This window comes from Streptomyces sp. NBC_01481, assembly GCF_026339995.1.
In the GTDB taxonomy this organism is placed as follows: Bacteria; Actinomycetota; Actinomycetes; order Streptomycetales; family Streptomycetaceae; genus Streptomyces.
Genome location: NZ_JAPEPT010000008.1, coordinates 125,142 through 137,461, shown reverse-complemented (window position 1 = coordinate 137,461; position 12,320 = coordinate 125,142). Strand labels below are relative to the sequence as shown.

Annotated in this window: 12 protein-coding genes and 1 pseudogene; 8 read left to right on the top strand and 5 right to left on the bottom strand. The window is 69.9% G+C overall.

Annotation, left to right across the window (positions count from 1 at the left end; all coding sequences use genetic code 11):
* Nucleotides 1–362 (top strand): annotated as a pseudogene (locus tag OOK40_RS34460) (glycosyl hydrolase); the annotation flags it as partial.
* A 476-nt stretch (nt 363–838) separates the two neighbouring features.
* Here the strand turns inward: OOK40_RS34460 and OOK40_RS34455 are convergent.
* Nucleotides 839–1,336: an NUDIX domain-containing protein gene (locus OOK40_RS34455; RefSeq protein WP_266489566.1), complete on the bottom strand. Its 498-nt coding sequence runs from the start codon at nt 1,334–1,336 to the stop codon at nt 839–841.
* A gap of 44 nt (nt 1,337–1,380) precedes the next feature.
* Here OOK40_RS34455 and OOK40_RS34450 point away from each other — a divergent pair, with 44 nt between their 5' ends.
* The 6 genes from OOK40_RS34450 (at nt 1,381) to glpK (ending at nt 6,896) form a co-directional block, all read left to right on the top strand.
* Entirely contained in the window at nt 1,381–2,154 is a 774-nt protein-coding gene (locus OOK40_RS34450) for a M15 family metallopeptidase (protein WP_266489551.1), read from the top strand.
* 103 nt (nt 2,155–2,257) lie between these two features.
* On the top strand, nt 2,258–2,605 hold the full coding sequence (locus OOK40_RS34445; protein ID WP_266489549.1) for a DUF962 domain-containing protein: 348 nt from the start codon (nt 2,258–2,260) through the stop codon (nt 2,603–2,605).
* Nucleotides 2,606–2,671: 66 nt separating this feature from the next.
* Nucleotides 2,672–3,103 carry a Zn-ribbon domain-containing OB-fold protein gene (locus tag OOK40_RS34440; protein ID WP_266489563.1) on the top strand — a complete coding sequence of 144 codons (432 nt, stop codon included), beginning with the start codon at nt 2,672–2,674 and terminating at the stop codon, nt 3,101–3,103.
* Nucleotides 3,100–4,290, top strand: coding sequence for a lipid-transfer protein (locus OOK40_RS34435; RefSeq protein WP_266489547.1), 1,191 nt, complete (start codon nt 3,100–3,102; stop codon nt 4,288–4,290). The genes OOK40_RS34440 and OOK40_RS34435 overlap by 4 nt, the downstream gene beginning before the upstream one ends.
* Before the next feature lie 286 nt (nt 4,291–4,576).
* Nucleotides 4,577–5,338, top strand: a complete 762-nt coding sequence (locus OOK40_RS34430; RefSeq protein ID WP_266489545.1) for an MIP/aquaporin family protein — start codon at nt 4,577–4,579, stop codon at nt 5,336–5,338.
* Nucleotides 5,339–5,384: 46 nt separating this feature from the next.
* The gene (glpK, locus tag OOK40_RS34425) at nt 5,385–6,896 is read left to right on the top strand and encodes a glycerol kinase GlpK (protein ID WP_266489544.1); all 1,512 of its coding nucleotides are present in this window, start codon (nt 5,385–5,387) and stop codon (nt 6,894–6,896) included.
* A gap of 254 nt (nt 6,897–7,150) precedes the next feature.
* Here the strand turns inward: glpK and OOK40_RS34420 are convergent, their stop codons facing one another.
* The 4 genes from OOK40_RS34420 to OOK40_RS34405 are packed head-to-tail and all read right to left on the bottom strand — an operon-like array spanning nt 7,151 to nt 11,457.
* Entirely contained in the window at nt 7,151–7,756 is a 606-nt protein-coding gene (locus tag OOK40_RS34420; protein ID WP_266489542.1) for an ATP/GTP-binding protein, read from the bottom strand.
* Entirely contained in the window at nt 7,737–8,141 is a 405-nt protein-coding gene (locus OOK40_RS34415; protein ID WP_266489539.1) for a DUF742 domain-containing protein, read from the bottom strand. Before OOK40_RS34415 ends, OOK40_RS34420 begins: the two co-directional genes overlap by 20 nt.
* A gap of 8 nt (nt 8,142–8,149) precedes the next feature.
* The gene (locus OOK40_RS34410) at nt 8,150–8,605 is read right to left on the bottom strand and encodes a roadblock/LC7 domain-containing protein (protein WP_266489537.1); all 456 of its coding nucleotides are present in this window, start codon (nt 8,603–8,605) and stop codon (nt 8,150–8,152) included.
* Nucleotides 8,602–11,457, bottom strand: a complete 2,856-nt coding sequence (locus OOK40_RS34405; RefSeq protein ID WP_266489535.1) for a nitrate- and nitrite sensing domain-containing protein — start codon at nt 11,455–11,457, stop codon at nt 8,602–8,604. The genes OOK40_RS34410 and OOK40_RS34405 overlap by 4 nt, the downstream gene beginning before the upstream one ends.
* Before the next feature lie 421 nt (nt 11,458–11,878).
* Between OOK40_RS34405 and OOK40_RS34400 the strand changes: the two genes are divergently transcribed.
* Nucleotides 11,879–12,319, top strand: a complete 441-nt coding sequence (locus tag OOK40_RS34400) for a hypothetical protein (RefSeq protein ID WP_266489533.1) — start codon at nt 11,879–11,881, stop codon at nt 12,317–12,319.
* Nucleotide 12,320: the final 1 nt, after the last annotated feature.

The window sequence follows — 12,320 nt, the reverse complement described above, 5'->3', positions numbered from 1 at the left end:
TGGGTGACGCGCTGCTGGTGGCACCGGTGCTGGAGCGGGGGACGGACCGGCGGGCGGTGCGGCTGCCGAGGGGACGGTGGTACGACACGGCGACGGGCCGGGCGTACGACGGCCCGGGTCAGGTGCTGGTGGACGCGCCGCTGTCGCGTATCCCCGTACTGGCGCGGGGTGGCTCGGTGATCCCGGTGCGGGGGGATGACGGCGAGATGGAACTGGAGGTCTGGGCACCGGCGGAGGGCCGCAGGGGCGGGGGCCTGGTGGTCGCGGACCCGGGCGACGGCTGGGAGCAGCCAGAGGTGGAGCGGTACACGACACGGCTGGTGGACGGGCAGGTCGTGGTGAAGCAGCAGAAGGGCGAAGTCGGCGCAGCCAGAGTGGCGGATGAGGGTGCGGGGGTTGGGAGCGTAGCGCCAGGGCCGGGGGTGGAGGTCTGGGGGTTCGGGGGTACCCGGTGCCGCGGGGTGCGGGTCTTGGGGTTCGCGGGTACCTGGTCCGTACTGTGTGGGCTTTGGGGTTCGGGGGTACCCGGTGCCGTTCGGTGCGGGTTCCGGGTCCCCTCCGGGCTCGACTCCTCGGCGTCGGTGGCAATCGGGCCGTTGGATTGGGCACCCGGTGTTGGCCGCCAATCGGGGGTTCGCCCGCGAAGCCACCCACCGGAGAGCAACCACCAACGCCCCCCGGCCCACGCTCCCCACGGACGCTGGAAACGCGGGGACGACCCTGCACGGCCCCTCCCCACGTGGAGGTGCCACAGTGCGCGGGGGGTTCGCCCGCGAAACCACCCACCGGACAGCAACCGCCAACGCCGGAGCAACCACCCCACGGCCGGGCCCGATACCTATTCGTACGTGCCCTCGAACCAGTTGCGGACCGCGATCGTGTGCAACGGGAACGTCAGCTCCGTCGGCTCGTGGAGAACGCGCCAGCCCGTCGTCTCCAGGGTCGGGGCCGGTCGTGGAAGGGACTCCACCGCGCGCGGTGGCAGGAGGCCGAAGAGGAGCAGATGGCCGTCCGCGGCGCTGAGTGCGTCTGCGAGGCGTACATCTTCGCGGGGGACCTCGATGCCGGTTTCCTCGGACAGCTCCCGGACGACCGCCTGCTGCCAGTCCTCGCCGAAGTCGACATAGCCGCCCGGCAACGCGATGCCGCCCCGCCCCGGGTCGATCGTGCGGGTGATGACGACGAGCCCGGTTCCGTCCGCGTCGTACGCGGGCAGCAGCGCGACAGCGACCGGCAGCGGGTTGCGGTAGGCCGTCTCGCCGCAGGTCGGGCAGGTGCGAGGCCAGAGGGTCAGGGAGCCGTACGGTGCCCCGCAGTTGCCGCAGTGGGAGTCCATGGACACGCGCGGACTGTACCCGATCACTGGTAAAGCGTGTGCCCATGACTGGACTTGCTTCCGCCTTCCGCACCCTTGTCGTGGCGGCCGCTGCCGCGCTTTCGTCGCCCGCCGGGGCCGAGCCGACGGCGCCCGGGGAGTTCGTGGAGCTGCGCTCCGTCGACGCGACGATCATGCAGGAGATGCGCTACACGAGCCGTCACAACTTCGTGGGCGCGCCCGTAGACGGCTATCGGCAGCCGCTCTGCATCGTCACCCGGCCCGCCGCGCGAGCCCTGCACCGGGCGCAGTCGACGCTGCTGCGGCAGGGCTATTCGCTGAAGGTGTACGACTGCTACCGGCCCCAGCGGGCCGTAGACCACTTCGTACGGTGGGCCAAGGACCTCAATGACGAGGCCATGAAGAAGGAGTTCTATCCACAGGTCGACAAGTCGAGGCTGTTCGCCGACGGTTATATCGCCGAGAAGTCGGGGCACAGCCGCGGCAGCACCGTCGATCTCACCCTCGTGAAACTGCCCGCTTTCCCGACCAGGCCGTATGTCCCCGGTGAGCCTCTTGCCCCCTGCTTCGCGCCCCAGTCCGAGCGCTTCCCGGACAATTCCGCCGACATGGGGACCGGATTCGACTGCTTCGACACGCTGTCGCACACCGACGACCCCAGAGTTCAGGGCGAGCAACGCGCCAACCGGCAGTTGCTGAAGGACACCTTGAGCGCCGAGGGCTTTGTGAACCTGCCGCAGGAGTGGTGGCACTTCACCTTCAGGCCGGAGCCCTTCCCGGACACCTTCTTCGACTTCCCGGTCGCCCGACAGCAGTGAACGGGCGGCCGGGACCACCCCCGTAGGCTCCGGCCGCCCGTTCACTGATGTCGGACGCGGCAGAGCCGTTTCCGGTTCTCCGCGGAAGGAATACGGTGCGGCTATGACGCAGCAGACATTCGATTCGTACGAGGAGTTCTGGCCGTACTACGTCGCCATGCACTCCAGGGCGGCCACCCGCTGGGTGCATCTGACCGGCACACTGACCGGTCTCGCGATCAGCGCGTACGGGCTGGCGCGCGGCCGGAAGCGGTATGCGGCCGCGCTGCCGCTCATCGGATACGGGACGGCCTGGCCCGCGCATTTCCTCATCGAGAAGAACAACCCCGCGACCTTCGGACATCCGGCCTGGTCACTGCGCGGCGACATGCAGATGATCCGGATGATGCTGGCGGGCAGGGACAGCGAGCTGGCCGAGATCGCCGCCAAGTGGCTCGCCGCGAACCGCTGACCCGTGGCACACTTCTGACGTTCCGTCAGATTGCTGGGCCGGGGAGGAACCGTGACGCGCACGCCCGTGGTGGCCGGTTGGTTCACACAGGACGGTGGTGAGGAGGACTTCCGGCTGCTCGGCACCCGCTGTGCCGCCTGTACGTCGGTCTTCTTCCCGCGCGAAGACTCCTTCTGCCGCAACCCAGCCTGTGTGGGCGGGGAGTTGACGGAGGTCCCCCTGTCCAAGCGCGGTCGGGTGTGGTCCTACACGGACGGGCGCTACCGCCCGCCGGCGCCCTATGTCTCCGACCCGGACACGCCATGGGAGCCGTACACCCTCGTCGCCGTCGAGCTGGAGGCCGAGCGCATGGTCGTTCTCGGGCAGGCGGTGCCGGGTGTCTCCGTCGCTGACCTCGCGGTCGGTATGGAGGTCGAGGTCGTACCCGGAGTGCTCGGCGAAACCCCCCGGACGGTCTGGACGACCTGGCGCTGGCGGCCTGTGGGGATGGCGTCATGACCGGCGATGTGGCGGTCCTCGGGGCCGGAATGCACCGGTGGGGCAAGTGGGGCCGCAGCTTTGTGGAGTACGGCACGGTCGCGGCCAGGGCCGCGCTCGCCGACGCCGGGATCGACTGGCGGCAGGTGCAGTCGGTGGTCGGCGCGGACACCGTGCGCTGCGGCTATCCCGGTTACGTGGCGGGCGCGACGTTCGCACAGGCGCTGGGCTGGCAGGGCGCACGCGTCACCAGCGTCTACGCCGCCTGCGCCTCGGGCGCTCAGGCAATCAACACGGCGCGATCCCAGATCCTGGCGGGCATGGCCGACGTCGTGCTGGTGGTCGGCGCGGACTCGGCGCCGAAGGGTTTCTTCGCCCCGGCCGGCGGCGATCGGCCCGACGATCCCGACTGGGTGCGCTTCCGGGTGCTCGGCGCCACCAACCCCGCCTACTTCGGGCTCTACGCACGGCGCCGCATGGCCCTGTACGGCGATTCGCCCGAGGACTTCGCGCTGGTCAAGGTCAAGAACGCGGCGGCCGGGGCGCTGAACCCCAACGCCCGCTACCGCAAGACCGTTTCGGCCGAGGATGTCGCCGCCTCCGCGGTCGTCGCCGATCCGCTGCGGCTGCTCGACATCTGCGCGACCTCCGACGGCGCGGCCGCGCTGGTGCTGTCCGGCATGGACTTCGCGCGGCGGCACGGGGTCAGTGATCCGGTGCGTATCCGCGCCGTATCGACCGTCACCCCGACCTATCCGAAGACCGTGCTCGATCTCCCTGACATCGCGACCGACTCGGCGGCCGCCGTCGACCCCTTCCCCCACACCTTCCGGGCGTCCATCGCCCGGGCCGCCTACGAGGAAGCGGGCATCGGTCCCGAGGACCTGTCGCTTGCCGAGGTGTACGACCTCTCCACCGCCCTGGAGCTGGAGTGGTACGAGGACATCGGCCTGTGCGGGACGGGCGAGGGCGCCAAGCTGGTGCGCGAGGGCGCCACCGCGCTCGGTGGGCGTATTCCGGTCAATGTCAGCGGGGGGCTCGCGTCCTTCGGCGAGGCGGTGCCCGCGCAGGCCATCGCGCAGGTGTGTGAGCTGACCTGGCAGCTTCGCGGGACAGCCGGGGAGCGCCAGGTGCCGGGGGCACGCACCGGAATCACCGCGAACCAGGGGTTGTTCGGCCATGGCTCGGCCGTCGTCGCCGTGCGCTGAGCACAGTGCCCACGCGTACTCCCGCCGCCTTACGTTCCCCGCTACCGTGTCAACACACCGGCTGTGAACTGCGCTTGCTGTCAACGACCTTGACGGTCCGTCACGGCCGGTGAACACTGCCTCTTCGTCGGCATCGCCGCACTTCGGCACGCTCACCACGCTCGTCAAGGACGCCGGGCGGGGTACGGGACTCCCCTGCCTCCTGCCCGTAGCCATGGCACGCCATGGAGCACGCACCCTGCACGCAGGACCGGGGCCGGACCCCGGGCGAAGCCTAGGAGCCGCCATGAGCAATGGAGACATTTTCCTCGGTGAGGTCATCGGCACCGCGATACTCATCCTCTTCGGCGCGGGGGTCTGCGCCGCCGTCACCCTCCATCATTCCAAGGCCAGGGCTTCGGGCTGGGTCGTCATCGCCTTCGGCTGGGGCTTCGGAGTGCTGGCGGGGGCGTACACCGCCGCGCCGCTGTCCGGAGGGCATCTCAATCCCGCCGTGACCCTGGGGGTCGCCGTCGACACCGGGGAGTGGAGCAAGGTCCCGCTCTACATCCTGGCGCAGATGGTCGGCGCGGTCCTCGGCGCCGTACTCGCCTATCTCGTCTACTTCGCGCAGTTCCAGGCCAACGCCGACAAGAAGAACGCTCTGCCCACGCTCGGGATCTTCTCGACGGGACCGGAGATCCGCAGTCCCGTCGCCAACATGATGACCGAGATCATCGCGACGATCGGCCTGGTGCTGCCGATACTCGCCTTCGGCAGGAACGACGGTATCGGCATCGGCCAGATACCCGGGCAGAACGCCGGCATCTACGGCTCCGGCATCTCCATCCTTCTGGTGTCGCTGCTGGTCGTCGGCATCGGTCTGTCGCTCGGCGGACCGACCGGTTATGCCATCAACCCGGCTCGTGACCTCGGACCGCGCATCACCCACGCGCTGCTGCCGATCCCCAACAAGGGCACATCGGACTGGGGTTACGCCTGGGTGCCGGTTGCCGGACCCGCGATCGGCGGGCTGCTGGCCGGCCTCATCTTCAACGCCGCCTTCTAGGCCTTCCAGTTCCAGGCCTTGCGGGCCTCATTGACAAGGGGAAGTCATGACGGACAAGTTCGTCGCCGCAATCGATCAGGGCACCACGTCCAGCCGCTGCATCATCTTCAACCAGGACGGCGCGATCGTCGCCGTCGACCAGCGTGAGCACCGTCAGATCTTCCCCAAGCCCGGCTGGGTGGAGCACGATGCCACCGAGATCTGGTCCAAGGTGCAGGCGGTGGTGGCCGGGGCGATCGCCAAGGCAGGGCTGCGTGCCGAACAGCTCAGCGCGCTCGGGATCACCAACCAGCGGGAGACCACGGTCCTGTGGGACCGGGCGACCGGCAAGCCCGTGCACAACGCGATCGTCTGGCAGGACACCCGTACCTCCGCGCTCTGCAACGAACTGGGCAGCACGGACGGACAGGACCGTTTCCGCGATGCGACCGGGCTCCCGCTCGCCAGCTACTTCTCCGGGCCCAAGGCGGCCTGGCTGCTGGACAATGTGCCCGGGCTGCGCAGCCGGGCCGAGCGCGGCGAGATCGCCTTCGGCACCATCGACTCCTGGCTGATCTGGAACCTCACGGGCGGCACCGAGGGCGGCGTCCATGTCACCGATGTGACCAACGCGTCGCGCACGATGCTGATGAATCTGCAGACCCTCGAATGGGATCCGGCCATCCTGTCGGCGATGAATGTGCCGCAGGTGATGCTCCCGGAGATCAAGTCCTCGGCCCAGGTGTACGGGAACGCTGTCGGCCAGCTCTCGGGCGTGCCGGTCGCATCCGCACTCGGCGACCAGCAGGCCGCGATCTTCGGACAGGCCTGCTACGACACGGGCACGGCCAAGAACACCTACGGCACTGGCAGTTTCCTGCTGCTGAACACCGGCAACCGGCCCGTGCCGTCGAAGAGCGGGCTGATCACGACGCTCGGGTACAAGATCGGCGACGAGGCGCCGGTGTACTGCCTGGAGGGCTCGATCGCGATCACCGGGGCGCTGGTGCAGTGGTTCCGGGACCAGCTCGGCATCATCCGCAGCGCGGACGAGATCGAGACGCTGGCGGCGAGCGTGGACGACAACGGCGGGGCGTACATCGTGCCCGCCTTCTCCGGTCTGTACGCCCCGTACTGGCGCTCCGACGCGCGCGGTGTCATCACCGGCCTGACGAGGTATGTCACCAAGGCGCATCTGGCGCGGGCGGTGCTGGAGGCGACGAGCTGGCAGACGCGTGAGGTCGTCGACGCGATGTACCAGGACTCCGGGGTGCAGATCACCACGCTCAAGGTGGACGGCGGCATGACCTCCAACAATCTGCTGATGCAGCATCAGGCGGATGTGCTGGGCGTGCCGGTGATCCGCCCGAAGGTGTCCGAGACGACCTGTCTGGGTGCCGCGTACGCGGCGGGGCTGGCGACCGGCGTCTGGTCGGACCTCGACGAGCTGAAGGCGCACTGGCAGCGGGACGTGGAGTGGTCGCCGCGGATGGAGGCGCAGGACCGCGAGCGCGAGTACGGCAACTGGCGCAAGGCGGTTGAGCGCAGCTTCGGCTGGCACGAGGAGGACGGGGCGTAGGGGGTGTCTTTTGGATCAGGCCGGATCAGTGAGCGGGGTCTGGCGTGGTGCCTCGCAAGGCGGAGGAAGGAGCCCACGCGGAGCGTAGGCGACTGACGACAACGCAGCGAGGTGCCGTGCCAGGGCACGCGAGCCCGGCAAGATCCGAAAGACACCCCCTGGCCCCGTCCGGTAGCCGCCCGCGGTCCCCCAAGACCCACGGCCCGTACCCCTGTCGGTGGGGGTACGGGCCGTGTCCTGCCGTGCTGTCCGCGTCAGGTCGTGGCGTGCTCGCGCTGCCGGTCGGCGCGGGTCAGTGCGTGCTCGACCACCGCCACCAGCACCTCCTTGACGGACTCGCGCTCGCGCGCGTCGCACATCAGCAGCGGCACCTCGGGGTCGAGGTCGAGCGCCGACCGTACCGCCTCGCCGGGAAAACGCCCCGCCCCTTCGAAGCAGTTGACCGCGACGGTGAACGGAATGCCGCGGCGCTCGAAGTAGTCGATGGCCGCGAAGGAGTCCTCCAGGCGGCGCGTGTCGGCGAGGACGACCGCGCCGAGCGCGCCCTGTGCCAACTCGTCCCAGAGGAACCAGAAGCGGTCCTGACCGGGTGTGCCGAAGATGTAGAGCACGAGGTCCTCGCGGAGCGTGATGCGCCCGAAGTCCATCGCGACGGTCGTGGTCGTCTTGCTCTCGACGCCCTCGGTGTCGTCGACGGGACGGCCCACCTCGCTCAGCGTCTCCTCGGTGCGCAGCGGTCTGATCTCGCTGACCGCGCCCACCAGTGTCGTCTTGCCGACGCCGAATCCACCCGCGACCAGGAGTTTCAGCGTGACCGGCTCGATGGGCGGCGTTCGGCGGTTAGAGCGCCCGAAGACCATTGATCACCTCGCGGAGAATGCTCACATCCGGCAGCTCGGCCGGCGGAACGGGACGGGTTACGTGCACCAGGGCGTCCTCGACGAGATCGCCGACCAGGACGCGGACCACCCCTACGGGGAGGTCGAGGGTGGCCGCGAGTTCGGCGATCGACTGAGGCGTGTCGCCGCAGCGTTCGACGATCTCGACATGCTCCGGCGAGAGCAGCTGGTCGCGACCGGGGTCCTCGGCCGCGACCTCCGGAACGACAAGAGCGATCAGATCGAGCCGATGGCGGGTCTTGCTGCTCGTCCGCCCGCGGGTCATGGCGTACGGACGGACCACCGGGCCTGCGTCGGCGTCGAAGAAGTGATGCGGGTCGGTTGCGTACTGAGCCGATTCACTCATGCCGGCCCTCACCCTCCGGCGGTCTGACCGGTCCGTGGTGCGGTGGACAGGTGCACGCCGACCCGCTTGACCATGAGCGTCATTTCGTACGCCACCAGGCCGACGTCGGAGTCCGCGTCGGTGAGCACGGCCAGACAGCTCCCGTCGCCCGCGGCCGTGACGAAGAGGAACGCCTCGTCCAGCTCGACGACGGTCTGACGGACCCGGCCCGCCTCGAAGTGGCGGCCGACTCCCTTGGCCAGACTGTGGAAACCGGAGGCGACGGCGGCGAGATGCTCGCTGTCCTCGCGGGTGAGATCCCGCGAGGTGCCGGTTGCCAGGCCGTCGCTGGAGAGCACCAGAGCCTTGCGGATGCTGGCGACGCGGTCGACCAGCTCGTCGAGCAGCCAGTTGAGCTCGCCGGCCCCCTGTGTGGCTGTCCTGGCGCCCATGGAGTTGATTGCTGCGGCATGTGGTGCGGTCATCGACCGTCCCCCTCAGATGTCGTTCGTGGTGCGGTTTCGCCGGGGCCGGTGGCCTGGTCGGAGTGTCCGGCCTCTTCGGCGTTGTGGCGGCGGCCTCGCTGCCACCCTCGTTGCATGGAAGCCATACGGCTGCGTACTTGCTCCGCGTCCCGCTCGACGTCGCCTCCCGCGACCGGGACCGGCGGCTGCCGGTCGGCGGCCGACTCCCTGAGCTGGTGGGCGAGACTGGCCTGGCGGACGCGTCGGGGCAGGCCGTCGGGCCGCGGGGCCGTTTCGGCAGCGGTCTGCGGGGTGGATCGCGGTGAAGGCGAAGGTGCGTTACCACGTCGGGGTGCGGGCGCCGGTGCGGCCGGGGCGGGTGCGGGCCATGGTCCCGGGCGCGGCTCGGGAACCTGGCCGGACCCTGGACCCTGACGCAGCTCGGGAGCCTGGCGGGATCCCGGCCCCTGGCGCGGCTCGGGGACCTGCCACGGCTCGGGAGCGGGCGCGAGCGGCGGCTCGGCGGCGGCGCTCCCGGGCTCGCGGGCGGGCGCCGGGTGGGTGCGGCCCCGCTCGTCCACCCTGCGGCCGTGGTCGGTGACCAGGGTCGGCGGCTTGCGACGGGGCAGGGGCACCGGGCCGGAGTTGCGCTCGGGCGTCTGGTCCAGCGCCTGCTGGTGCTGCTCGTCGGCACTCGCGCCCCGGCGGTCGCGGGCCGCCCGGGCGCGGAAGATCCCGCCGCGCTCGCTCTCGGTGTCCTCGATGTCGGCGACGGAGTCCATACCGCCGCGGGCCGGGCGGTCGTCGAAGCCCAACGAGCCGACCGGCGCCTCCAGTTCGACGGGCCCGTCGAGCAGCGGGGAGCCGCCCAGGCCGGTGGGGACCTTGGCGAGCGCCGAGAATGTACCGTCGCTGCCGCGCCGTCCGGCCGGGCTCTCGCTCTTGCGGTCGAGGCGGAAACCGGTGCCCTGGGTCTCGGGTGCCTCGGTGAGCAGGGCCGCAGGGATGAAGACGACCGCGGTGGTCCCTCCGTACGGCGAGGGCTGCAGCGAGACCCGGACGTTCTGGCGCTGGGCGAGCCGGCTGACGACGAACAGGCCGAGCCGGTCGGTGTCCGAGAGTTCGAACTCGGGGGTCTCCGCGAGCCGCAGGTTGGCGTCGAGCAGCACCTCGGGCGCCATGCCGAGACCACGGTCGTGGATTTCGAGGGTGAAGCCGTTGGCGACCCGCTCGCCGTGCACCTGGACCCCGGTGTGCGGGGGCGAGAACACCGTGGCGTTCTCCAGGAGTTCGGCGATCAGGTGGGTGAGGTCGGCGACCGCGGGGCCGCCGACGCCGATGCGCGGAAGCCTGCGCACTTCGATGCGCTCGTAGTCCTCGACCTCGGCGACCGCGGCCCGTACGACGTCCATCAGCTGGATCGGCTTGCGCCACTGGCGGGAGGGGGCCGCGCCGGAGAGGATCACCAGGCCCTCGGCGTGCCTGCGCATACGGGTGGTGAGGTGGTCCAGGCGGAACAGGTCCGCGAGTTCTTCGGTGTCCTCGGTGCGGCGCTCCATGGTGTCGAGGAGCGTGAGCTGGCGGTGCAGCAGAACCTGGTTGCGGCGGGCCAGGTTGACGAATACCTCGGAGACCCCGCGCCGCATGTCGGCCTGCCGGACGGCGGCCTCGACGGCGGCCCGCTGAAGGGTGTTGAGCGCCTGGCCCGCCTGCCCGATCTCGTCCTTGTCGTATTCGAGTCGCGGTGCCTCGGTTTCGACGTCCACATGCTCACCGGCGGCGAGCCGGCGCATCACGCTGGGCAGCCGTACGCCGGAGACCTCGTGGGCCTCCTTACGGAGGCGGGAGATGTCGCGGACGAGGTCACGGCCGATGCGTACGGAGACGATGACGGAGACGAGTAGCGCGAGGAAGCCGAGTACACCGGCGACGCCCGCCTTGACGAAGACGCTGTACGCGGCGGGTTCGACGCGGTCCTCGTAGCGGACGCCCGCTTCCTTGGCCTCGCGTGCGAGGTCGGTGAGGACGGGTGTGGCCGCGGCCTGCCAGCGCCCGGCTTCGGAGGCGCCAGTCTTCTTGGTGGCACCCACGGAGATCAGGCGCTCTTCGATGTCGCGCAGGGGTGCCGTCTCGGGGCTGCGCCAGTACTGCTCGTAGATCTCGCGCTCGTCGGCGGGCAGGACTTCGAGATTGGTCTCGTAGTACAGCTTGCGGTTCGCGATGAAGTCGGAGAGCGCGCGGATCTCTTCGGCCGTGATCTGGCCCGTGGTCAGCGCGGAGGCGATCAGGGCGTCCTCGCGGGAGAGCATTTCCGTGGCGCGGACCACGCCGACGAGAGCGCGGCCCTGGCGTTCGAGCTCAACGTCGCTGAGGGCGTGGAGCGTCGTCAGGAAGCTGAAGCCGGGATCGATGATGCGGTTGTAGAAGTCGAGCGCCTGCTTGCGGGAGATGGTGCCCGTCTCGACCGAGCGGCGCAGGGCGCTGAGTCCGTCGAGGCCCTCGACGAGCGAGCGCAGTTCCTCGCGGGTGTCGGCCCGCATGTCGTCCCGGACGCCGGCCTTGTTCATGTTCGCCGTGATCTTGGCGATGGCCTTGTCGGTGGCCTCGCGCTGGCGGCGCAGGGCGGGCAGGGCGTCGGAAGCGCGTTGGTCCGCAAGGTAGATGAGCGTCTGGCGGCGCTCTTTCTGGACGTCGCCGAGGGCGTCCGCCACCGGATATCCGACTTCCTTGACGACGGAGGTGACATCCAGGAGTTGGCTGGCCTCCCGACCGGTCAGTACGGTGGCGAAGCCCCAGAGGGCGGTCAGGGAGACAAGCGGCACCAGCAACAACGCCACGATCTTCCGGCGGATGGACTTCCCGCGAAAGCGCATGGCCTCCCCCTGCTCGACCCCCCGCCCGGTGCGGGTGGTGTTCCGTCAACAAACGGCGCGAGCCTACTACTGTCACACAGACAACTCGAAGGCACGTCCGGACGATTTTCGGCCTACGGCAGGCGTGTTGATCATGAGTTGTCCCGGTATTCGGGGAGATGGCATTCCCCACGGTGTCGGACCACACCTGGCGGCACGTCATCTTTCGGACGGTGGGAGATGGCTGGAATTCTTCGCTCCACGGGAATCATCGGGCCTGGTCAATCGTCATTCTGTACGGGGGGCACGGGGGTTCGCCGGTAACGCGGGCACATCGCATTCGGTTCGGCTCCGGTCCGCATACGATGCGGCGGCCGGAGTAAAGCAGCGGAATCCGGGCAGCCACCCTGAAGTCGGACAGAGGTGGGGAGTGACAGGGTCCATGGACACGGACGAGCGTCGCGGCGGGGTTCGGGCGGCGAGTTGTGCCGATGTCCCGCGGCAGCTCTGGGTGGAGGAGCCGGCGGTGCGGCGGCGCATGGCCGATCCGGTCCGTACGGCAGCGGTGCGCGCGGTCATCATCGCCTCGCTGACGCTGATTCAGGGAATGATCGCGTTTCTCTGCACGCTGGCCGGGTCGTGGCTGGCCTTTCCGATGGTGCTCAGCGGCGTCGGGAGCACGGTGGTGGCGACCTGGGCGGTGCTGGACGTGTGGGTGACCCGCCAGGTCTGGAACCAGCGCCACGGGGTCGTGTCGGTGCCGAGCAGCACGGCGCGTCAGCTGCGCCGTGAGCGCCGCCGCGCACGCCGGATGGCGCGGGCGGCGCAGCGGCAACAGGGGCGCAGCGCCAGACCCCGGTCCTCGATAGCCGGACGGGCCTGAC

Coding starts and splice junctions, on each gene's coding strand:
- OOK40_RS34450 (WP_266489551.1), top strand. CDS start 1,381: ATGACTGGACTTGCTTCCGCCTTCCGCACCCTTGTCGTGGCGGCCGCT.
- OOK40_RS34435 (WP_266489547.1), top strand. CDS start 3,100: ATGACCGGCGATGTGGCGGTCCTCGGGGCCGGAATGCACCGGTGGGGC.
- OOK40_RS34410 (WP_266489537.1), bottom strand. CDS start 8,605: ATGACCGCACCACATGCCGCAGCAATCAACTCCATGGGCGCCAGGACA.
- glpK (WP_266489544.1), top strand. CDS start 5,385: ATGACGGACAAGTTCGTCGCCGCAATCGATCAGGGCACCACGTCCAGC.
- OOK40_RS34430 (WP_266489545.1), top strand. CDS start 4,577: ATGAGCAATGGAGACATTTTCCTCGGTGAGGTCATCGGCACCGCGATA.
- OOK40_RS34455 (WP_266489566.1), bottom strand. CDS start 1,336: ATGGACTCCCACTGCGGCAACTGCGGGGCACCGTACGGCTCCCTGACC.
- OOK40_RS34405 (WP_266489535.1), bottom strand. CDS start 11,457: ATGCGCTTTCGCGGGAAGTCCATCCGCCGGAAGATCGTGGCGTTGTTG.
- OOK40_RS34400 (WP_266489533.1), top strand. CDS start 11,879: ATGGACACGGACGAGCGTCGCGGCGGGGTTCGGGCGGCGAGTTGTGCC.
- OOK40_RS34420 (WP_266489542.1), bottom strand. CDS start 7,756: ATGGTCTTCGGGCGCTCTAACCGCCGAACGCCGCCCATCGAGCCGGTC.
- OOK40_RS34415 (WP_266489539.1), bottom strand. CDS start 8,141: ATGAGTGAATCGGCTCAGTACGCAACCGACCCGCATCACTTCTTCGAC.
- OOK40_RS34445 (WP_266489549.1), top strand. CDS start 2,258: ATGACGCAGCAGACATTCGATTCGTACGAGGAGTTCTGGCCGTACTAC.